Below are 20,686 nucleotides of genomic sequence, written 5' to 3'. Positions count from 1 at the left end.
CCTCGCGGACGGCCGCTCGATCCGGTGACGGCGGGACGCCTGCGAGACTGGAGGCATGTCGCCGCCCCCGCCGTCCCGTCGCGCCCCGGCCGGCCCGGAGGGCGCGATCACCCGCGGCACCACGAACACGAACCGGCTGCGCCGCGTGGATCGCTGGATCGCCGAGCAGCCCGCCTTCCGTCGCGCCGTCGATCCTTTCGTGGTCGACCTCGGCTACGGCGCGAGCGGCGTGACCGCGTTCGAGCTCGCGACCCGGCTCCGTCGCCGCCGGCCCGACGTCGAGGTGCTCGGGCTGGAGATCGATCCGGCGCGGGTGCGCACCGCCGACGCCCAGCTCGCCGAGCTGCGGGCCGGCCGCAGTCACTTCGCCGTCGACACACCGGTCGCGTTCGCCCGCGGCGGGTTCGAGGTGCCCACCGCCGGGCGGCGGCCCGCGATCGTGCGGGCCTTCAACGTGCTGCGCCAGTACGGCGAGGAAGAGGTGGCGGCGGCGTGGACGCGGATGACCGATCGGCTCGCCCCGGGCGGCCTGCTCGTCGAGGGCACCTGCGACGAGCTGGGCCGCATCGCGAGCTGGGCGGGAGTCACGGCCGAGGGGCCGCGGACGTTCACGATCAGCCTCCGCCTGCGCGAGCTCGAGCGCCCCTCGGTCGTCGCCGAACGGCTGCCGAAGGCGCTCATCCACCGGAACGTGCCCGGCGAACGGGTGCACGAGCTCCTCCTGAGCCTCGACCGTGCGTGGGCGCAGGCGGCCCCGCTCTCGGTGTACGGCCCGGCGCAGCGCTGGATCGAGGTCGCCGGCCGGCTGCGCGACGAGGGCTGGCCGGTGCGGGACGGCATCCGCCGCTGGCGCCTCGGCGAACTCACGCTGGACTGGGCCGCGGTCGCTCCCCCGGGCTGAGGCCCGGCTAGGGGCGGCGGACGCCGAGGCGGGGCAGCCGCGGCACGTCGATGGCGGAGCGGGCGTCGGCCGGCACGATCTCGACCTGCGCGGCGGCCACGTCGATGCCGTGGCTCTCGACGATGAGCTCGAGATCGGCCGGCACCGCACGCTTCACCACCGCGAGCGCGATCGGGCCGAGCTCGTAGTGCATCGCGCTCGAGGTGATGCGGCCGACCGGGCGCCGCTCGGGCGCCTCGCCCTCGGCGGGCTCCGGTCGGACCTTCAGCGCGACCACCTCGTCGCCGGCGGCCGGCAGGACCGTGTCGCTGCCGTCGAGGTGCAGGAGCACGAGGCGACGCGGCGGCCGGCCGAGGTTCAGCACCTTGGCGACGGTCTCCTGCCCCTTGTAGCAGCCCTTGCCGAGGTCGACGGCGCTGCGCAGCCAGTCGAGTTCGTGCGGGATCGCCTTCTCGTCGACCTCGGTCGCCCGGCGCGGGCGCCAGGCGGCGATGCACAACGCCTCGGCCGCGAGCGATCCGGCGGCGGCGACCCGGCCGGCCGCGACGGCGGCCGCAGCGTCCGCGAGCGCGGCGCGCGGGACGATGCGCTCCACCCAGGTCCAGGATGCCGCGGGGTGGCCGGCCTCGGGCGCGTAGCGATGGCCGCCCGGGCTGCCCGCGGCCCAGGGGTCGCGCCAGTCGAGCGCGACACCGGCCGGAGCGGCGGCGGGGACGGCGGCGTCGAGCGCTTCGCTCGAGAGGGCCGCGAGGACGGCGAACTCGGCACTCACGTCGGCCACCTCGACCCGGAGCATGAAGCGCATGCGGTCGAGGAACGCGGCGAGCGCCGCGGCCTCGTCACCCTCGACGACGAGCCAGCTGCGCTCGCCGTCGTCGATCACGTGCGCGACGTGCTCGATGTGGCCGTTGGCGTCGAGGAAGAGCGCCTCGGCGCTGTCGCCGGGTGCGAGGCGGTCGAGCGCCTGGCTGGCCATGGAGTGCAGCCAGCTCAGCCGGTCGGGGCCGGCGACGGTGACGATGCCGCGGTCGCCGAGGTCGACGACGGCCTGGCCCCGCTCGAGCGCGCGCTGCTCGCGCATCGGCTCACCGTAGTGGCCGGGCACTCCGGCGTCGACGCCCTCGGCGACGACCGCGCCGGGCAGGGAGAGGAACGGGTCGGTCATCAGTCGGCCTTCGCGAGACGTGCCGAGGCGTGGGTGCGGAGGTCCTGCCCGAGGGCCGCGATGTCCCAGGCCCAGAGGAGATGGCCATCGACGAGCCCGTACAGCCTGGTGGCGGCGGCGTAGGGCTTCGCGCCGCTCGTGCGGATCACGGCGTCGGTCGCGAGGTCGATGCGCGGGCCCTTCACCTGGCCGAGGTAGAGCTCGGTGACGCCGTCGGGATGCACGATCGGCACCTCGAGGTCGAAGCCGCCCTCGTCGTTGCGGAGCGCCTCGACCTGCTCGGCGTCGGTGTAGGCCGACTCACCGGAGGCCGGCAGCATCGCCGGGCCCGGGTCGCCTTCGCCGCGTTGACGGGCGATGCGCCAGTAGCCCGTCTCGGTCGTGAGCGGGGTGGGCTCGCCGCCCTCCTCGGCCGGGAAGAGCCAGGTATAGGAAGTGTAGTTCAGGTGCGGCAGCCCGTCGTGGCTGAAGCTGACGCGCTGACCGAACTCGCGCGTGACCGACTCCTCGCCGATCTTGTAGTCGATGACGCCCGAGCCCTCCCAGACTCCGAGGAGCCAGGAGAGCGGCACGAGCTCGGCGGGCAGGCCGACTGGCAGCTCGATCATCGCGATGCCGCAGCGCCTAGCGCTGGCCCTTGAAGAGCTTGTAGACGACGACGCCCGAGATCCACGCGATCGTGACGGTCGCGAGGCCGAGCAGACCGATGAAGAGGAGTTCGAGAGCGACCAGCTGATCCATGTCTCGAAGTCTACCCGCTGAGGCCGACGGCGAGGGGCGCGACGGCCGCGGCCGCGAGTGCGATGAGCACCGCGGCCCCGCCGACCGAGGCGCTCGCCCTGGCCACGTACCCGACCGGGCGCCGCGTGGCGAGCTGGACGAGCAGCGCACCGAGGACGGATGCCGCGAACACGACGCCGAGCGCCCGGTAGACGCCGAGCGCGCTGGTGTCGCCGAACCACACCCGCTGACCGCCGTACGCGAGGGCGACGACGAGCACCGATCCCGCGAGCGCGATCAGCCAGATCAGGACGATGCCGACTCGTCCGCCCTCGGCCTCGCTGGTGTCCATCCCGCTCCGTCTCCTCGTTCGCGGCGACCGCTCGCCGTTGCCCGTAGTATTGACCGCACCTTACTACTGGAGGGTGTGCGTGGCGCAGCTGCTGATCTTGTCGCCGGCCGCCGACGATGACGTCCTCCCGGCCCTGGCGCTCCTGGCGCATCGGACGAGGGTGATCCCCGCCTCGCCCGAGCAGCTCGTCAACGCGCCCGACTGCGACCTGATCCTCCTCGATGCTCGCACGAACCTCGCCGGGGCGAAGGCCCTCGCGCAGATCCTGCGCACGACCGGCCTGTCCGTGCCGCTCATCCTCATCTGCACCGAGGGCGGCCTGATGGCGGTCACCCCCGAGTGGGGCGTCGACGACCTCGTGCTCGAGGGCGCCGGGCCGGCCGAGCTCGACGCGCGGATCCGGCTCGCCCTCGGCCGCAGCCGCGACGCCCTGCCGAACGAGAAGATCCAGGCTTCGGGTGTCGTCATCGACGAGGCCAGCTACTCGGCCAAGGTGCACGGGCGTCCGCTCGACCTCACCTACAAGGAGTTCGAGCTGCTCCGCTTCCTCGCGGCGCACCCCTCGCGCGTCTTCACTCGCGAGCAGCTGCTCAGCGAGGTGTGGGGGTACGACTACTTCGGGGGCACCCGCACCGTCGACGTGCATGTGCGGCGGCTCCGCGCGAAGCTCGGCGAGCTCGAGAGCCTCATCGGCACCGTGCGGAACGTCGGCTACCGCTTCAATGTGCACGAGGACGACGAGCCCGCCGGCGAGCAGGTCACTGCGCGTTGACCCGCTCGATGCCTGCCGGTCACCGCCCGGTGGCATGATGGCGGGATGACGGACATGATCGACGAGGACCGGACGTCGAGCGACTTCGACGACGACTTCGAGCCGTTCGACCTCGAGGGCGCCCCCGAGCTGCCCGCGGAGCGCTACCTCGATCGCGAGCTCAGCTGGCTCGCCTTCAATCAGCGCGTGCTCGAACTGGCCGAGGATCCGTTGCAGCCGGTGCTCGAGCGGGCGAACTTCCTCGCGATCTTCGCGTCGAACCTCGACGAGTTCTTCATGGTGCGCGTCGCCGGTCTCAAGCGCCGCATCGACACCGGGCTCGCGGTGCCGACGAACGTCGGCCGCTCGCCGGTCGACGTGCTCGACGACATCTCCCGCGCCGCGCACGAACTGCAGGAGCGCCACGCCGCCGCGTACCAGGAGCTCGTCCGCCCAGCCCTCGCCGAGCAGGGCATCCGCGTCGTGCGCTGGACCGAGCTCGCCGACGACGAGCGGGCGCGGTTGCGCGAATACTTCTCGCAGCAGATCTTCCCCGTGCTGATGCCCCTCGCCGTCGATCCGGCGCACCCCTTCCCCTACATCTCCGGGCTCTCGCTGAACCTCTCGGTGCGCGTGCGCAACACGAAGACCGGCCGCCAGGAGTTCGCCCGGGTGAAGGTGCCGCAGATGCTGCCGCGCTTCGTCGCCGTCGGCACGGGCGACCGCACCGACGACGGGCGTTACCTGACCCTCGAGGACCTCATCGCGAACCACCTCGGCGACCTGTTCCCCGGCATGGAGATCGTGGAGCACCATGTGTTCCGCGTGACGCGCAACGAGGACGTCGAGGTCGAGGAGGACGAGACCGAGAATCTCATCCAGGCGCTCGAGAAGGAGCTCCGCCGCCGCCGCTTCGGTCCGCCGATCCGGCTCGAGGTGACCGACGACATGGACGACGTCACCCTCGGCCTCCTCGTGCGCGAGCTCGACATCACCGACCGCGAGGTCTACCGGCTGCCCGCGCCCCTCGACCTCGGCGGCCTCTTCGACCTCGCCAGGGTCGACCGGCCCGAGCTGCACTATCCGCCCCGCGTGCCGACGACGCATCCGCAGCTGCAGCCGAGCGAGCCGAACCGCCCGGCCGACATCTTCAAGGCCGTGGCCCGCCGGGACGTGCTGCTCCACCACCCCTACGAGTCCTTCTCGACGAGCGTCGTCGCCTTCCTCGAGCAGGCCGCCGCCGACCCCGACGTGCTGGCGATCAAGCAGACGCTGTACCGCACCTCCGGCGACAGCCCCATCGTCGAGGCACTCATCGACGCCGCCGAGGCCGGCAAGCAGGTGCTCGCGCTGGTCGAGATCAAGGCGCGCTTCGACGAGCAGGCGAACATCAGCTGGGCGCGCAAGCTCGAGAAGGCCGGCGTGCACGTCGTCTACGGCCTCGTCGGACTGAAGACGCACTGCAAGCTCGCGCTCGTCATCCGCCAGGAGAAGGGCGGGCTGCGCCACTACAGCCACATCGGCACGGGCAACTACAACCCCAAGACGAGCCGCATCTACGAGGACCTCGGGCTGCTCACCGCCGACGACCAGGTCGGCAAGGACCTCACCCGGCTCTTCAACGAACTCTCCGGCTACGCGATCGAGAAGAAGTTCAAGCGCCTGCTCGTGGCGCCGCTGCACCTCCGCAAGGGCCTGCTGAAGCTCATCCAGGCCGAGACCCGCGCGGCCGAGGAGGGGCGACCGAGCCGGATCCGCATCAAGGTGAACTCGATGGTCGACGAGGCCATCATCGACGCGCTCTACCGGGCCTCGAACGCCGGCGTCCCCGTCGAAGTCTGGGTGCGCGGCATCTGCAGCCTCCGCCCCGGCATCCCGGGGCTCAGCGAGAACATCACGGTGCGCTCGATCCTCGGCCGCTACCTCGAGCACTCGCGCATCTTCTCCTTCCTCGGCGACGGCGACCCGCAGGTGTACATCGGCTCGGCCGACATGATGCACCGCAACCTCGACCGCCGCGTCGAAGCGCTCGTGCGGCTGGTCGACCCCGAGCATCTCGTCGAGATCGAGTCCCTGTTCGACCGCGGGATGGACGAGCGCACGAGCTCCTGGCACCTCGACGGCGAGGGGGTGTGGACGCGCCATTCCCTCGACGCCGACGGGCGACCGCTCGAGGACCTGCAGAATAGCCTCATGCAGCAGATGGCCCAGCGCCCGCGCCCCGGGAAGCGCCGGTGAGCCCGGCCATGCAGACGGCGGTGTACGCGGCGGGGGCCGTGTGCTGGCGGCTCATCGACGGCCGGGTGCACGTGCTCGTCATCCACCGCACCGTTTACGGCGACGTGACGATCCCGAAGGGCAAGGTCGACCCTGGCGAGACCCTGCCGCAGACCGCGGTGCGCGAGATCGCGGAGGAGACGGGCCTCGGCGTCGCGCTCGGCGTGCCGCTCGGCATCTCCCGCTACCCCCTGCCCTCCGGCCGCGAGAAGGTCGTGCACTACTGGGCCGCGGAGGTCGGCGAGCGGGCCGTGCAGCGCTCGACGTTCCGGCCGAACGGCGAGGTCGCCGCGCTCGAGTGGGTCACGATCAAACGCGCGCGCGGCTACCTCAGCTACCAGCCGGACGTCGAGATCCTGGATGCCTTCGCGGCGCTCGTCGACCAGGGAGTGCTCGGCACCGTGGCGCTCACGGTGCTCCGGCACGCGAAGGCGATCGGCCGGAGCGAGTGGGACGGCCCCGACGAGGCGCGACCGCTTGCGGAGCGCGGCGTGCAGCAGGCCGCCGGCCTCGCCGCCACGCTCGCGGCCTGGGGCCCGAAGCGGATCGTCTCGAGCCCCGCCGTCCGCTGCGTCACCACCGTCGCCCCGCTCTCGGCCGCGACCGGGGTGCCGATCAAGCGCGACGCCGGCCTCTCCCAGGACGCCTGGGACGCCGGAACCGCCGAGATCCGCCGCGTCGTCGGCAAACGCGTCCGCGTCGGCAAGCCGGCGGTGCTGTGCACGCACCGGCCGCTGCTCCCGGACGTGCTGCGCGAGTTCGCGCTCGCCACCGGCACGCCGATCGGCGACTACGCGAGCGATGCCGCGAAGCTCGAACCCGGCGCGTTCAGCGTCGTCCACCTCTCGGCGACGAACCCATCGTCGGGCATCGTCGCCATCGAGACGCACGCGCCGCGCGGCTGAGCCGCATCGCGCGTTGACGTCCCGTTCACCTGCCGTTCACCAATGGGGCGGATGCTCGTCATCCGAGGCGCTTAGCGTCACCAGCATCGGGCCGGAGCACCGACCCGGAACCTGCAAACGATCCCCTGAAGGGAACACAGTGAACGTCTCACGTCTCGGCCGCGCCGCGGTCGTTGCCGCTGTCGCCGCCGTTGCGCTCAGCTCCTGTGCCGCGAACGAGGGCGGCGGGGCCGCTCCCTCGGAGTCGGCCTCGTCGCTCTCGGGCACCATCAACGCTGCGGGCGCCTCGTCGCAGGGCTCGGCCCAGGAGGCATGGGTCGCCGCCTTCCAGACGGAGAACCCCGACGTCACCATCAACTACGACCCCTCGGGCTCGGGTGCGGGCCGCGAGGCCTTCATCGCCGGCGGCGTCGACTTCGCCGGCTCGGACTCGTTCCTGAACGACGACGAGCTCGCCGGCACCTTCGCTGCGTGCGCCCCCGACACCAAGGCCATCGACCTCCCGGTGTACATCTCCCCGATCGCCGTGATCTACAACGTGGAGGGCGTCGACGAGCTGAACCTCGACGCGGCCACCCTCGCGAAGATCTTCAAGGGCGAGATCACCACCTGGAACGACGCGGCGATCGCCTCGCTCAACCCGGGCGCGACGCTCCCCGCCTCGAACATCACCGCCGTGCACCGTTCGGACGACTCGGGCACCACGAAGAACTTCGCGGACTACCTGAACCAGAACGCCCCGGAGGTCTGGGACCAGAAGCCGGCCGACACGTTCCCGTTCCAGGCCGGTGAGGGCGCCCAGGGCACCTCGGGCGTCGTCGACGCCGTCACCAACGGCGTGAACACCATCGGCTACGCGGACGCCTCGCGCGCCGGCGACCTCGGTGTCGCGAACATCAAGGTCGGCGACGAGTTCGTCAGCTACACCGCCGAGGCCGCTGCCGCGGTCGTCGCCGAGTCGCCCCTCGTCGAGGGTCGCGAGGCGAACGACCTCGCCATCGCGCTCGACCGCAAGACCACGGACCCGAGCCACTACCCGCTCGTGCTCGTGAGCTACGCGATCGTCTGCCAGGAGTACGCGGACGCCGAGCAGGGCGAGCTCGTGAAGAACTACGTCGGCTACCTGGCGAGCGAGGCCGGCCAGGCCACCGCCGCCGAGCAGGCCGGTTCCGCCCCGCTCTCGAGCGAGCTGGCCGACAAGGTCGCCGCCGCGCTCGAGTCGGTCAAGTAAGCGATCGCCGGTCCGGCCGGAGCACCCTGCTCCGGCCGGACCGGCTCGCCGCGGTCACGCGGCGCCTCCCCCGACGGCCCACCTCCTGGAAAGAACCCGGCCATGACGACAGCCCCCGCGGCCCCCGCCATCAAAGCGAAGCAGCGCCCCGGCGACCGTGTGTTCTCCACCGCGACCGTCGTGTCCGGCAGCCTCATCCTCGTCACCCTCGCCGCGGTGGCGATCTTCCTCGTCGCCCAGGCCCTGCCTGCCTTCACTGCGGAGCCGACGGCCTTCAAGGGCGACGCCGAGAACTTCTGGCAGTACGTCGGCCCCCTCGTCTTCGGCACCATCTGGGCCGCCGCCCTCGCGCTGCTGATGGCCGTGCCGGTCGCGATCGGCATCGCGCTGTTCATCTCGCACTACGCGCCGCGCCGGCTCGCCCAAGCGCTCGGCTACGTCATCGACCTGCTGGCTGCCGTGCCCTCGGTCGTCTTCGGCCTCTGGGGCATCACCGTCCTCGCCCCCGCCGTGCAGCCCTTCTACACGAGCCTGACCGAGTGGTTCGGCTGGTTCCCGCTCTTCGCCGGTCCCGTCTCGGGCACCGGCCGCACGATCCTCACCGTCGCCATCGTGCTCGCGGTGATGATCCTGCCGATCATCACCGCCCTCAGCCGCGAGGTCTTCCTGCAGACGCCCGTGCTGCACGAGGAGGCGGCGCTCGCGCTCGGCGCGACCCGCTGGGAGATGATCAAGCTCGCGGTGCTGCCGTTCGGCCGTCCCGGCATCATCTCGGCCTCGATGCTCGGCCTCGGCCGCGCCCTCGGCGAGACGATGGTCGTCGCGATGGTGCTCTCGCCCGCCGCGGTCATCAGCTTCGCGGTGCTGCAGTCGCAGAACCCGACCACGATCGCCGCGAACATCGCCCTGAACTTCCCCGAGGCCCACGACATCGGCGTCAACATCCTCATCGCGACGGGTCTGATCCTCTTCGTCATTACCCTCGCCGTCAACATGCTCGCGCGGTACATCGTCGAGCGCCGCAAGGAATTCTCGGGAGCCAACTGATGAGCCTCACCGTCACCCCGCAGCAGGCGCCGACGGGCCGGAGCACCGGCCCCATCGCCAACACCCTGACCGCGGGCAAGCTGCCCCGCTTCGCCGCCCTCTGGGTGCTCCTCGGCTGCCTCGCCGTCACCACCGCCTTCTTCGTGATCCTGGCGGTGGCGAGCGAGACGGGCTTCAACATCGCGGCCGCGGTGTTCCTCGGCGTGGTGCTCTACGGCGTCGTGATCTGGGTGCTCTCCCGCGTCGTCGAAGGCACCCGCAAGGCGAAGGACCGCCTCGTCACCGCGCTCGTCTCGACCGCGTTCACGATCGCGCTGCTGCCGCTCATCTCGGTCGCGTACACGACCATCGCGAACGGCGTCCCCCGCTTCGACCTGCAGTTCTTCAGCGAGTCGATGCGTAACGTCGTCGGCGCCGGCGGCGGCGCCCTGCACGCCATCATGGGCACGCTGCTGATCACCGGCATGGCGGCGCTCATCTCGGTGCCGGTGGGCCTGCTCACCGCGATCTACCTCGTCGAGTACGGCCGCGGCAAGCTGAAGCACGGCATCACCTTCTTCGTCGACGTGATGACCGGCATCCCCTCGATCGTCGCCGGTCTCTTCGCCTTCGCCCTCTTCGCGCTCTTCACCGGCGACCCCGGCATCCGGATGGGTTTCGGCGGCGCGGTCGCGCTGTCGGTGCTGATGATCCCGGTCGTCGTGCGCTCCTCCGAGGAGATGCTGAAGCTCGTGCCGAACGAGCTGCGCGAGGCGAGCTACGCCCTCGGCGTGCCGAAGTGGCTGACGATCGTGAAGGTCGTGCTGCCCACCTCGATCGCCGGCATCATCACGGGCGTCATGATCGCCATCGCCCGCGTCATCGGCGAGACCGCGCCGCTGCTCATCATCGCGGGCTTCACGACGAGCATGAACTACAACCTGTTCGAGGGTCGGATGATGACGCTGCCCGTCTTCGTCTACACCCAGTACATGAACCAGGGCACCGACGTGCAGGCGTACATCGACCGCGCCTGGGCCGGTGCGCTCACGCTCATCCTCATCGTCGCCCTGCTGAACGTCATCGCCCGTATCGTGTCGAAGCTCTTCTCGCCGAAGACCGGCCGCTGATCGGCCCCGACCGCCACCCGCCCGAGCCCCCAGAGAGAATCGAAGCCACGTGTCCAAGCGCATCGAAGTCAACGACCTGAACGTGTACTACGGCAGCTTCCGCGCCGTCGAGGGCATCACCCTCGAGATCGAGCCGCGCACCGTGACGGCGTTCATCGGCCCCTCCGGCTGCGGCAAGTCGACCTTCCTCCGCACCCTGAACCGCATGCACGAGGTCATCCCGGGCGCCCGCGTCGAGGGCGAAGTGCTGATCGACGGCAACAACCTCTACGGCCCGGGCGTCGACCCCGTGCTGGTCCGCCGCCAGGTCGGCATGGTCTTCCAGCGGCCGAACCCCTTCCCGACGATGTCGATCAGGGAGAACGTGCTCGCGGGCGTGCGGCTGAACAACCGCAAGATGAGCAAGTCGGACGCCGACGACCTCGTGGAGAAGTCGCTGCAGGGCGCGAACCTCTGGAACGAGGTCAAGGACCGCCTGGACCGCCCCGGCTCCGGCCTCTCCGGCGGCCAGCAGCAGCGCCTGTGCATCGCCCGCGCGATCGCCGTGTCGCCCGAGGTGATCCTGATGGACGAGCCGTGCTCGGCGCTCGACCCGATCTCGACCCTCGCCATCGAGGACCTCATCGAGGAGCTGAAGCAGGAGTACACGATCGTGATCGTGACCCACAACATGCAGCAGGCCTCGCGCGTGAGCGACAAGACCGCGTTCTTCAACATCGCGGGCACGGGCAAGCCGGGCAAGCTCATCGAGTACGCCGACACCACCACGATCTTCTCGAACCCCACGGTCAAGGCGACCGAGGACTACGTCTCGGGCCGTTTCGGCTGATCCGGCCGCTCCGGCCCGGTTCAGCGGATGCCTCGGCGAGAACAGCGCCGGGGCATCCGTCGTCTCCGGCCCGAACCCCGTCAGTCGCGCGGGCTCAGCAGGTAAGCGTTGAAGGCGCGCGTCTCGTCGGCGTCGAAGGGGACGGCGGTGCCGTCGAGGGCGGTGACGCCCGCGGCGAGCCGCACACTCGAGACGAGCCAGATCGCCTCCGCCGTCATGAGCTCGGCGACGGGGAGGTCGCGGTACTCCGTGCGATGACCGAGCTCGCCCAGGTGCTCGAAGAGGCTCAGCTGGGTCGTGCCGTGCAGGATCGCCCCGCTCGGCGCCGGCGTCGAATAGACGTCGCCGTGGCGGAGGATGACGCTCGAGGTCGGCCCCTCCATCACGAACCCGTCCGAGGAGACGAAGATCGCGTCGTCGGCGCCCCGGCGCTTCGCCTCCCGGAGCGCCGCCATGTTGGTCGCGTAGCTCAGCGTCTTCGCGCCGAGCAGCAGCCAGGGCGCGCTCGCCGCGGCGTCGTGCGCCAGCCCGCGGTCGAGGGTGACCGCGCGGATGCCCTGCTCGCGCGGTGCGGTGAAGTCCGCGGCGGGGGCCGCGGAGAGCCAGGCGGTCGGCGCCGGACCGTGCTCGACGCCGCGACTCAGGACGAGCTTCATCGCGAACTCGCCCTCGTTCGGCAGCGAGGCGGTCGCGCGTTCGATCGCGGCGTGCCACTGCGCCAGGTTCGGCTCGGGCAGCTCGCAGATCGCGGCGGAGTTGCGCAGCCGCTGCAGGTGCGGCTCGGCCTCCTGGGCGTGCCCGTTCACGACCGCCAGGGTCTCGAAGATGCCGTCGCCGCGCTGCGTGGAGAGCTCGCCGACCCGCAGGGCGGGGGCGGAGGCGTCCACCTCGCGGAACGTCGATTCGAGGTCGGAGTGGAGATCGTCGGCGGCGAGCGGCTCGATGAGGAGCGTCACGGTGGCGGGCATGCTCCGATCGTACGCGCCCGAAGACGGGAAATGCCGGGCCGCAGAACGCCTCTCGGCGCGAGGCCGCTCGAAGCGGCGAATATTGGAGCCCGGGGTTACTGCGGCCCGGCATATCGAGTGTAACGGACCGCCATGACCGAGTATTCCGTGCGACGCTCAGTCGAGGGCGTCGCGGCGCCAGAGCTTCGCGCAGGCGGTCAACTCGTCGGACAGCTCGGTGAGCCGCAGCGCCCGGCGGGTGAACGAGGCGGGCCGGTCAGGATGCACCGCGTCGGCGGCATCGGCGTCGTCGGCGAGGCTGGCGAAGCCCGCGGCGGTGACCCGGCCGAACGCCGCGGCCCGATCGAGCGCGACCGCGAAGTCACCGGCGAACACCCCGTGCAGGATGCGGTCGGCGAGCTCGATGACCTCGCCGGGGCCGGCCGGCGCGGCCGCTCCGGCGACGACCTGGTCGATGGTGTGCGACACCTCCGTGCCGCGACGATAGGCGAGGCTCAGTGCTTCGGGATCCTGCCGGATGAGCGTGCGCAGCAGATAGATGCGCCAGAGCGCCCCCGGCAGGCTCTTCGCGGACGACCGCGACCAGAGCTCGGCGATCGCGTCGATGCCGTGCCGGTCCGTGTAGGCGACGAGGCGGGACACGATCTCGGGATCGGGATCGCTGCGCACCCGGGCGAGCAGGGCCGCCGCGGTGTCGTGCGCGACCCGATTCAGCTGAGCCGGGTCTTCGCCGCCCAGGAACGCCTCGAACATGCCGGGCGGGAACTTGGTGGGGCGGTGGAAGCTGGAGGCCATTCCGGCAAGGATACCCGCCGTCGGCGGTCGCTCACCCGGGATCGGCGAGATCGCGGTGATCGTCACGTTCGCCTGCGTCGGGCTCGGTCGTCTCTTCGCCCTCGTCGGCCACTCGCCGCATGAGCGCCGTGCGCCAGTCGTTGCCGAGCCGCTCATACGTGACCTTGGCGTGGCAGTTGCGGCAGCGCACCTCGCACTTGGCGATCTCGACCATCACCCGGGCGACGGAGTAGCCGTTGCGCACGAGTCGCATGACCTCCGCAGACTTGCCCGAACCGGGCAGGTGGTCGAAATCGAGCACGCGGACGTCGCCCTCGCCGCAGTCGACGCAGGGATTGGCCAGGAGATGCTCACCCACCGCGACCACCGCCTGGTCGCGTGCCGCCGCGCGGCGTTGCATCATGAGCTGCACGTGCTCGTCTCGATGTTCGTCGTAGTAGCGCTTGGCTCGTGCCCGATTGCAGGTGCGGCACACGTTCTGCAGCCCGTCGCGGGAGGCGCGACGCACGTTGAACTCGACGGGCGGCAGCTCCGCCCGGCACATCGTGCACCGCTTCATGGCACGACCGTATCGGCGGCCTCCGACACGGTCCGGGTCCGTCAGGAGCGCACGAATCGGCGCGAGGGTCGGCCTGATAGGCTGGCCCGGCCCCCATAGCTCAGTTGGTTAGAGCAACGGACTTCAACAGAAAATAGGAGCGCCGGCGCCGAAATGCGCCGGATGAACGCCGCTGTATGCTGGGACCCCCTGAGAGCCCGAGGTACTCGCCGAGAGGCAGTGACAATCCGAGGGATTGGGCAATCAGCAGGTAACCGAAAGGGAACCTCAGAGACTATACGCGGCGCACCTGACCGGCCCGGCCGAAGGTGGTGAGATAGTCCAGACTGCAAGCCGCGCGAGCGGTGGCTGGGGAAACTCAGTGCAGCAGGTTAATCCGTGGGTCGAGAGTTCGAGCCTCTCTGGGGGCACCAGAGCACGGTAGGCGCCAACACCGGCGCCGGCCGCCCGCCGTCAGCCGACGAGGCCGCGGAAGCCGGCCATGAGGGCCACCCGCTCGGCGGAGTTCCGCGCGAGCGGCGTCACCGTGAGCGTCGTCACGCCGGCCTCCGCGAAGGCGGCGACCCGCTCGGCCACATACGACGCCGGCCCGATGAGTGAGATCGCCCGCACGAGTTCGTCGGGCACTGCGGCGACCGCCTCCTCCTTGCGCCCGGCGAGGTAGAGCTCCTGGATCCGCTCCGCCTCCGCGGCGAAGCCGTAGCTGCCCACGAGGTCGTTGTAGAAGTTCTTGCCTTTCGCCCCCATGCCGCCGACGTAGAGGGCGAGCTGCGGCTTCACGAGCGGCAGCACCTCGTCCGGTCGCTCGGTGATCGCGAGCGCCGGGCTCGCGAACACGTCGAGCGGGGCGAGGCCGCTCGAGCGTCGCGCCGTGCCCGCGGCGAGCGCGTCGCCCCACACGGCGCCGGCCCGCTCGGGATGGAAGAACATCGGCAGCCAGCCGTCGGCGATCTCGGCCGTCTGCTCGACGGACTTCGGGCCGAGGGCGGCGACGGTGATCGGGATGCGGTCGCGGACCGGGTGGTTGATGAGCTTCAGCGGCTTGCCGAGTCCGGTGCCCTCGCCCGCGGGCAGCGGGATCCGGTAATGCCGGCCCTCGTGCACGAGGGGCTCGCGCCGCCACGTCGCCCGGCAGATCTCGATGATCTCGCGGGTGCGGCCGACGGGCGCGTCGTAGCGTACGCCGTGGAAGCCCTCGATCACCTGCGGCCCGGAGGCGCCGATGCCGAGCTCGAAGCGGCCGCCAGAGACGTAGTCGAGGCCCGCCGCGGTCATCGCGGTGAGGGTCGGCGTGCGCGTGTACAGCTGGAGGATGCCGGAGGCGAGCGTGATCGTCGAGGTGCGCGCGGCGAGGAAGCCGAGCTGGCTGACGGCGTCGAAGGAGTACGCCTCGGGGACGGCGACGAGGTCCACGCCGGCGGCTTCGAGCTCGCCGACCTCGTCGGCGACCTCCGCGAATCCGCCCGCGTAGTTCAGGAACATGCCGACCCGCATCCAAGCCTCCTCGCCGGGGTGCGCCCCGGCCGGTCCGGGGCACGCCCGCGGCACAAGCCACGGGCATCACGACGATAGCCGAGCCGTGCGGTCGAGGCATCCGGCTTGTCGACCGCCGCGTCCTCAGCGGTTCCCGAGCCGGGTACGAGAGGGTGGAATCCACAAACGCGCCGCGGGGCGCGACGGAGGTGACGGATGGGCTGGAGCCTGGTGCTCGACGTGCTGCTCGTGGTGATCGGCATCGGCGCGCTCGTGAACGGCTGGCGCGCGGGGCTGCTGCGCACCGCCGCCGGGCTCGTCGGGCTCGTCGCGGGCGGTGTCGCGTCCTGGTTCGCGATGCCGTGGGTCGGTTCGCTCGTCGCGGCGCCCGAGTGGCGCGCGCCCGCGGTGATCGCGACGGCGGTGCTGCTCCTCGCGGTCGGCGCCTCGCTCGGCGCGGTGCTCGGCCGCATGCTGCGTCGCGGCGCCCGGGCGGTGAAGCTCGGCGTGATCGACCGCATCTTCGGGGCGCTCGGCAACCTGCTCGTCGCGGCCTTCGTCGTCGCCCTGCTCGGCTCGAGCGTGCAGTCGATGGGCGTTCCCGTGCTCTCGCCTGCGGTCGCGGGCTCGCAGGTGCTGCGCGGCCTCGAGCGTGTCACTCCCGAACCCGCCCGCGCGCTGCTCGCCGAGATCCGGACCGCGGCGCTCGGCCAGGGCGTGCCGTGGCTCGTCGACGTCATCGGCGGGCCGACGGCCGCGCCGGAGCTGCCGAGCGACGGCCCCTCGGGCGACGCGGTGAACGCCGCGACGGCCTCGGTCGTGCGCATCACGGGCACCGCCTTCCAGTGCGGCAGCACCCTGACGGGCTCCGGCTTCGTGGTCGCGCCGAACCGGGTCGTGACGAACGCGCACGTCGTCGCCGGCATCGACGAGCCGATCGTCGAGGCCCCGGGGCGCGGTGCGGTCGCGGGTCGGGTGGTCGCCTTCGACCAGGAGGCCGACCTCGCCCTCGTCGCGACCGACCCGCTCGACGTCGCCCCGCTCCCGCTGGCGGAGCCGCCGGCACCGGGCACCGCCGTCGGGGTCGCCGGCTACCCCTTCGGCGGCCCGTTCACGCTGCGCTCGGGCTCGGTGATGTCGACGGGCCCGCTCACGATCGTCGAGGGCGACCGCACGTCCACCCGGGAGGTGACGACGTTCGCGGCGCAGGTCGACCACGGCAACTCGGGCGGTCCGCTGCTCACCGGCGCCGGGGAGGTCGCCGGCGTGGTCTTCGCGAAGTCGGAGTCGGTGCAGAACGTCGGCTTCGCGGTGCCGATCGAGGTGCTCGCCCCGCTGGCCGCGGCGGCCCCGTCGCTCGACCAGGCCGTGGCAACGGGCAGCTGCGCGCGCTGACGCGGCGCGTCAGTCCGCGGTGAAGCCCCGGAAGCGGATGCCCCAGCTGAGCTCCCACTGCTCGCCCGGCCCGAGCCAGCGCAGACCGCGGCCGGAGTTGAACGCTTCTGCGGGAGCGGTCATCGGCTCGATCGCGATCGCGAGCGCTTCGCCCGGGAAGCGGTCGGTCGTGAACGCCTGCACGTAAGCGAAGTCGTCGTCGGCCCAGACGGCGACGCTGCGCCCGTCGGGGGCGCTCAGCACGTGCTCGATGACCCCCTCCTCGTCGGAGGCGAGCTCGCCGAAGGCGTCGTCGAGCGAGAGCTCGCCGACTCGACGCCCGCCGCGGAGGTCCCACGGCGTGCCGTCGACGGGCACCTCGCCGGTGGGCAGCTTGCGCTCGTCGACCTCGATGTGGCTGTCGGCCTCGATGCGCAGCTCGAGCTCGGCCGTGGGCACGCCGCCGATCTTCACGTAGGGGTGGGCGCCGAGGGCGACGGGCGCGGCGTCGGCGCCCACGTTCTCGAGGCGATGGGTGACCCGGAGCCCGTCGGACACGAGCTCGTAGTGCACCGCGGTCTCGATGAGGAACGGGTAGCCCGTCTGCGGGAAGATGGTCGCCTCGAGGGTCACGGAGTCGCGGTCCTGGGCGACGACGCGGTACTCGGTGAAGCGCAGCAGGCCGTGGATGGCGTTACCGAGCGCCGGCTCGGTGATCGCGAGCTGGTGGTCGACGCCGTCGTGGCTCCAGCGACCGTCACGGATGCGGTTCGGCCACGGGGCGAGCACGATGCCGGCGGCGGCGGGTGGGGTGCGGTCCTCACCGAAGCTGGGCACCAGCTCGACCCCGTCGAGGCTGAGCGCGCGCAGGCCGGCGGCGACGGTGGTGACGACGGCGGTGAGCTCCCCGCTCGACGTCGAGGTCTCGAGGACGAGCTGTTCGCCCGTTGGGAGGGTCATGCTTCCACCATATGCGGAGCGGCCGGTCCGGCGCCGCCCCGCGCGGCCGGGCGGTCGCTCGCCCGCTCAGCCGGCGAGCTGCACCGGGAGGCCGGTGGCCTCGAGCTCGCCGACGAGCACGGCGGGGGCCGAGGCATCCGTGACGAGCGCGTCGAATGCCTCGAGCGGCGCGATGCGGCCGAGGTGCACCTCGCCGAGTTTGGAGCCGTCGGCGAGCAGGATGCTCCGCGCCGACGCTTGCACCATGCGCGCCTTCACCTGCGCCTCGGGCAGGTTCTGGTTCGTGGCGCCGCGATCGGGATGCACGCCGTTGCAGCCGATGAAGGCGAGGTCGACGTGCACCTCGTCGAGGATGCGGCCGGCGAGCGGATGCACGAGCGAGTGCTGCCGGGGCCGGAGCGTGCCGCCGGTGACCACGACGGAGAATCGCGGGATCTCCGGTTCGAGTTCGAGGGCGATGGCGAGCCCGTTGGTGAAGATCGTGACGTCTTCGAGCTCGCGGCGGGCCCGCAGGGCGCGCGCGAATTGCAGACAGGTCGAGCCGACGTCGAGCAGCAGGCTCTGGCCGCTCGACACGAGTGCGGCCGCCGCCTCGCCGATGCGCTGCTTCGGCGCGATCGAGGTCTCCAGGGCCTCCTCGAGGCTCGGCTCGCGGGCCGGGCGCACCGTCTCCCCCGCGGGCACCGCACCGCCGTGCACGCGGCGCACGGCGCCGGCGCGCTCGAGCACGTCGAGGTCGGCGCGGGCGGTGACGCTCGTCACCCCGAACGCGAGCGCGAGGTCGGCGACGCGCACGAAGCCCCGCTCCTCGACGAGCGCGCGGGCGAGCTCGCGGCGCCCGGCGACGTCGTGGCGGCTCGCGGCGTCCGTCGGCTCGGTGGGCATGGGCGTCATTCTCCCGCGCGAGCCAGCGCTTTGCAATACGCAAGCTACTTGTTTGCAAAACAAAAGTTTCGTACAGTGGCGACGTGACCGCCCTCCCCATCGCCGACCCGCGCATCGCGGTCCATCGCAGCGCCCTCGCCGACGGCCGCGAACTGCTCTACTTCGACGACGCCGACACGACACTGCCGCCCGGCCGGGCCATCGACGAGCGCGAGCTCGCCCCGCGTCCAGCGACCGCCGAGATGCGGCAGGATCCCCTGAGCGGCGACTGGATCTCCATCGCCGCCGCCCGCCAGCACCGGGTGGTGCTCCCGCCCGCGGAGCTCGACCCGCTCGCCCCGCAGTCGCCCGGCAACTCCTCGGAGATCCCGAGCCGCTACGACGTCGCGGTGTTCGAGAACCGCTCCCCCGCGTTCGGGCCGGCGCTCGCCGACCCCGGTGCCGACCCCGCGGCCGCGCTCACCGCCGCCCGGCGGGTCGGCCTCGAGCGCACCCTGCCCTCGCTCGGCCGCTGCGAGGTCGTCTGCTTCAGCCCCGAGCGCGAGGGATCCTTCGGCACGCAGTCCGCCTCGCGCGCCCGCACCGTGATCGAGGCCTGGGCCCATCGCACCGCCGAGCTGGGGGCGCTGCCCGGCGTGCAGCAGGTGTTCCCCTTCGAGAACCGGGGCGAAGCGATCGGGGTGACGCTCGGCCATCCGCACGGCCAGATCTACGCCTACCCCTACGTGACGCCCCGCACCCGACGACTGCTCGACGCGATCGCGGACGCCGGGCCCGGTCACGTCGCGAACGTCGTGGCCCGCGAGCTCGACGGGCCGCGCGTCGTGCTCCGCGGCGAGCACTGGAGCGCGTACGTGCCGTTCGCCGCGCGCTGGCCGATCGAGGTGCACCTCGTCCCGCACCGGCACGTGCCCGACTTCGCCGGGACCTCCCTCGCCGAGCGCGACGAGCTCGCCGTGCTCTACCGGCGACTGCTGCGCGGTGTCGACGCCCGCTACGAGACGCCGACGCCGTACATCGCCGCCTGGCACCAGGCCCCGGTGCACGAGCACCGCGACGAGGTGCGACTCACCCTGCAGCTCACGAGCCCGCGGCGCGCCGCGGACAAGCTGAAGTACCTCGCCGGTTCGGAGGCCGCGATGGGAGCCTGGATCGGCGACGTGCCGCCGGAGGCGCAGGCCGAGGCCCTGCGCGCCGTGATCGAAGGAGTGGACGCATGACCGGGACCGATCTCGTCGAGCGGGCCGCCGCCGGGCTGAAGGACCGGTCCGGCCGGCTGCCGGCCGGGGTGTGGAGTGCGCCCGGCCGGGCGAACCTGATCGGCGAGCACACCGACTACAACGACGGCTTCGTGTTCCCCTTCGCGATCGACCGGCGCACCGCCGTCGCCGTCGGCGACCGGGACGACCGAGCCGTCCGGGTCTCGAGCTCGTTCGCGGCGGACCCGGTCGTCGTGCACCTCGACGAGCTCGACCCCGACGCGCTGCAGGGCTGGTCCGCGTACCCGCTCGGCGTGGTGTGGGCGCTCCGCGAGTTCGGCGCCGATCTCGCGCAGGCCCGCGGGGTCGACCTGCACCTCGAGTCCGATGTCCCGGTCGGCGCCGGGCTCAGCTCCTCCGCCGCGCTCGAGTCGGCCGTCGCGCTCGCGCTCAACGAGCACTGGGGACTCGGCTTCGACCGAGCGACGCTCGCGAAGGTCGGCCGGCTCGCCGAGAACCGGGTGGTCGGCGCACCCACCGGCATCCTCGACCAGTCCGCCTCCCTCCTCGCCGAGGCCGACGCCGGCGTCTTCCTGGACTGCCGCAGCCTCGACGCGGAGGTCGTGCCGCTCCACTTCGCCGCGGCCGGGCTCGCGGTGCTCGTCGTGGACACCCGCGTCGAGCACGCGCACGCGACGGGCGGCTACGCGGCGCGGCGCGCCTCGTGCGAGGCCGGGGCGCTGGCGCTCGGTGTGCCGACCCTCCGCGAACTGCCGGAGCGCGAGCTGGGCCGCGCGCGCGAGCTTCTCGACGACGAAACCTACCGCCGGGTGCGGCACGTGGTCACGGAGAACCAGCGCGTGCTCGACACGGTGCGCGCCCTCCACGAGGGCGGCCCGGCGACCATCGGGGCACTGCTGGATGCCTCGCACATCTCGATGCGCGACGACTTCGAGATCTCGACGCCCGAGCTGGACCTCGCCGTCGAGACGGCCCGGGCGGCGGGCGCGATCGGTGCCCGGATGACCGGCGGCGGCTTCGGCGGCTCGGCGATCGCGCTCGTGCCGCTCGCCGACGTCGCCGCGGCGGCGGGGGCGGTGCGCGCCGCCTTCGCGGCGGCCGGCTACCGGGAGCCCGGCACCTTCACCGTCGTGCCCTCGCCGGGCGCGCGGCGCGACCGCTGAGC

The 20,686-nt window shown here is 72.1% G+C and carries 20 protein-coding genes; 11 read left to right on the top strand and 9 right to left on the bottom strand.

The genetic code is table 11. The features are described 5' to 3' along the window. Window positions 1-55: 55 nt before the first annotated feature. Complete coding sequence (locus tag M3147_RS00970; RefSeq protein WP_251201666.1) at window positions 56-901, top strand: class I SAM-dependent methyltransferase; 846 nt, start codon at window positions 56-58, stop codon at window positions 899-901. Window positions 902-908: 7 nt separating this feature from the next. On the opposite strand, the gene ygfZ is transcribed toward M3147_RS00970, so the two are convergent. The 3 genes from ygfZ to M3147_RS00955 form a co-directional block, all read right to left on the bottom strand. Next, a complete protein-coding gene (gene ygfZ / locus M3147_RS00965) occupies window positions 909-2,066 on the bottom strand; it encodes a CAF17-like 4Fe-4S cluster assembly/insertion protein YgfZ (protein ID WP_251201665.1) in 1,158 nt (385 codons plus the stop codon). Beyond that, window positions 2,066-2,674, bottom strand: a complete 609-nt coding sequence (locus tag M3147_RS00960; RefSeq protein ID WP_251201664.1) for an FABP family protein — start codon at window positions 2,672-2,674, stop codon at window positions 2,066-2,068. The genes ygfZ and M3147_RS00960 overlap by 1 nt, the downstream gene beginning before the upstream one ends. Window positions 2,675-2,817: 143 nt before the next feature. Then, on the bottom strand, window positions 2,818-3,138 hold the full coding sequence (locus M3147_RS00955; RefSeq protein ID WP_251201663.1) for a hypothetical protein: 321 nt from the start codon (window positions 3,136-3,138) through the stop codon (window positions 2,818-2,820). 79 nt (window positions 3,139-3,217) lie between these two features. Here M3147_RS00955 and M3147_RS00950 point away from each other — a divergent pair, with 79 nt between their 5' ends. The 7 genes from M3147_RS00950 (at window position 3,218) to pstB (ending at window position 11,287) form a co-directional block, all read left to right on the top strand. Beyond that, the gene (locus M3147_RS00950) at window positions 3,218-3,910 is read left to right on the top strand and encodes a winged helix-turn-helix domain-containing protein (RefSeq protein WP_251201662.1); all 693 of its coding nucleotides are present in this window, start codon (window positions 3,218-3,220) and stop codon (window positions 3,908-3,910) included. Between the two features lie 45 nt (window positions 3,911-3,955). Beyond that, window positions 3,956-6,127, top strand: a complete 2,172-nt coding sequence (locus tag M3147_RS00945) for an RNA degradosome polyphosphate kinase (RefSeq protein ID WP_439954173.1) — start codon at window positions 3,956-3,958, stop codon at window positions 6,125-6,127. 8 nt (window positions 6,128-6,135) lie between these two features. After that, a complete protein-coding gene (locus M3147_RS00940; RefSeq protein WP_251202129.1) occupies window positions 6,136-7,071 on the top strand; it encodes an NUDIX hydrolase in 936 nt (311 codons plus the stop codon). A 139-nt stretch (window positions 7,072-7,210) separates the two neighbouring features. Then, window positions 7,211-8,302, top strand: a complete 1,092-nt coding sequence (pstS, locus tag M3147_RS00935; RefSeq protein ID WP_251201661.1) for a phosphate ABC transporter substrate-binding protein PstS — start codon at window positions 7,211-7,213, stop codon at window positions 8,300-8,302. 102 nt (window positions 8,303-8,404) lie between these two features. Further along, window positions 8,405-9,349 (top strand): phosphate ABC transporter permease subunit PstC, encoded by a 945-nt coding sequence (pstC, locus tag M3147_RS00930; RefSeq protein WP_243567578.1) that lies wholly within the window; start codon window positions 8,405-8,407, stop codon window positions 9,347-9,349. Next, window positions 9,349-10,458, top strand: coding sequence for a phosphate ABC transporter permease PstA (pstA, locus tag M3147_RS00925; protein ID WP_251201660.1), 1,110 nt, complete (start codon window positions 9,349-9,351; stop codon window positions 10,456-10,458). The genes pstC and pstA overlap by 1 nt, the downstream gene beginning before the upstream one ends. A gap of 49 nt (window positions 10,459-10,507) precedes the next feature. Beyond that, entirely contained in the window at window positions 10,508-11,287 is a 780-nt protein-coding gene (gene pstB / locus M3147_RS00920) for a phosphate ABC transporter ATP-binding protein PstB (RefSeq protein ID WP_251201659.1), read from the top strand. An 80-nt stretch (window positions 11,288-11,367) separates the two neighbouring features. Here the strand turns inward: pstB and M3147_RS00915 are convergent, their stop codons facing one another. From M3147_RS00915 to M3147_RS00900, 4 genes are all read right to left on the bottom strand, one after another. Continuing rightward, entirely contained in the window at window positions 11,368-12,255 is an 888-nt protein-coding gene (locus tag M3147_RS00915; RefSeq protein WP_251201658.1) for an aminodeoxychorismate lyase, read from the bottom strand. A gap of 156 nt (window positions 12,256-12,411) precedes the next feature. Further along, the gene (locus M3147_RS00910) at window positions 12,412-13,050 is read right to left on the bottom strand and encodes a DNA-directed RNA polymerase subunit beta (protein ID WP_251201657.1); all 639 of its coding nucleotides are present in this window, start codon (window positions 13,048-13,050) and stop codon (window positions 12,412-12,414) included. Between the two features lie 31 nt (window positions 13,051-13,081). After that, window positions 13,082-13,609, bottom strand: coding sequence for a hypothetical protein (locus tag M3147_RS00905; protein ID WP_251201656.1), 528 nt, complete (start codon window positions 13,607-13,609; stop codon window positions 13,082-13,084). Window positions 13,610-14,062: 453 nt separating this feature from the next. Further along, window positions 14,063-15,103 carry an LLM class F420-dependent oxidoreductase gene (locus M3147_RS00900; RefSeq protein ID WP_251201655.1) on the bottom strand — a complete coding sequence of 347 codons (1,041 nt, stop codon included), beginning with the start codon at window positions 15,101-15,103 and terminating at the stop codon, window positions 14,063-14,065. 195 nt (window positions 15,104-15,298) lie between these two features. On the opposite strand from M3147_RS00900, the gene M3147_RS00895 reads away from it, so the two are divergent. Then, window positions 15,299-16,477: a MarP family serine protease gene (locus tag M3147_RS00895; RefSeq protein WP_251201654.1), complete on the top strand. Its 1,179-nt coding sequence runs from the start codon at window positions 15,299-15,301 to the stop codon at window positions 16,475-16,477. 9 nt (window positions 16,478-16,486) lie between these two features. Here M3147_RS00895 and M3147_RS00890 read toward each other — a convergent pair whose 3' ends face one another. Next, complete coding sequence (locus M3147_RS00890) at window positions 16,487-17,416, bottom strand: aldose 1-epimerase family protein (protein ID WP_251201653.1); 930 nt, start codon at window positions 17,414-17,416, stop codon at window positions 16,487-16,489. Between the two features lie 66 nt (window positions 17,417-17,482). Next, window positions 17,483-18,301 carry a DeoR/GlpR family DNA-binding transcription regulator gene (locus tag M3147_RS00885; RefSeq protein WP_251201652.1) on the bottom strand — a complete coding sequence of 273 codons (819 nt, stop codon included), beginning with the start codon at window positions 18,299-18,301 and terminating at the stop codon, window positions 17,483-17,485. Window positions 18,302-18,384: 83 nt separating this feature from the next. Between M3147_RS00885 and galT the strand changes: the two genes are divergently transcribed. Both galT and galK read left to right on the top strand, forming a co-directional pair. Beyond that, a complete protein-coding gene (galT, locus tag M3147_RS00880; protein WP_251201651.1) occupies window positions 18,385-19,521 on the top strand; it encodes a galactose-1-phosphate uridylyltransferase in 1,137 nt (378 codons plus the stop codon). Further along, window positions 19,518-20,684 (top strand): galactokinase, encoded by a 1,167-nt coding sequence (gene galK, locus M3147_RS00875; protein ID WP_251201650.1) that lies wholly within the window; start codon window positions 19,518-19,520, stop codon window positions 20,682-20,684. Before galT ends, galK begins: the two co-directional genes overlap by 4 nt. Window positions 20,685-20,686: the final 2 nt, after the last annotated feature.

The organism is Agromyces mediolanus (assembly GCF_023715325.1).
Classification (GTDB): Bacteria; Actinomycetota; Actinomycetes; order Actinomycetales; family Microbacteriaceae; genus Agromyces; species Agromyces mediolanus_A.
Note: the sequence above shows the minus strand (reverse complement) of the source record. Positions and strands in the feature narration are given on the sequence as shown.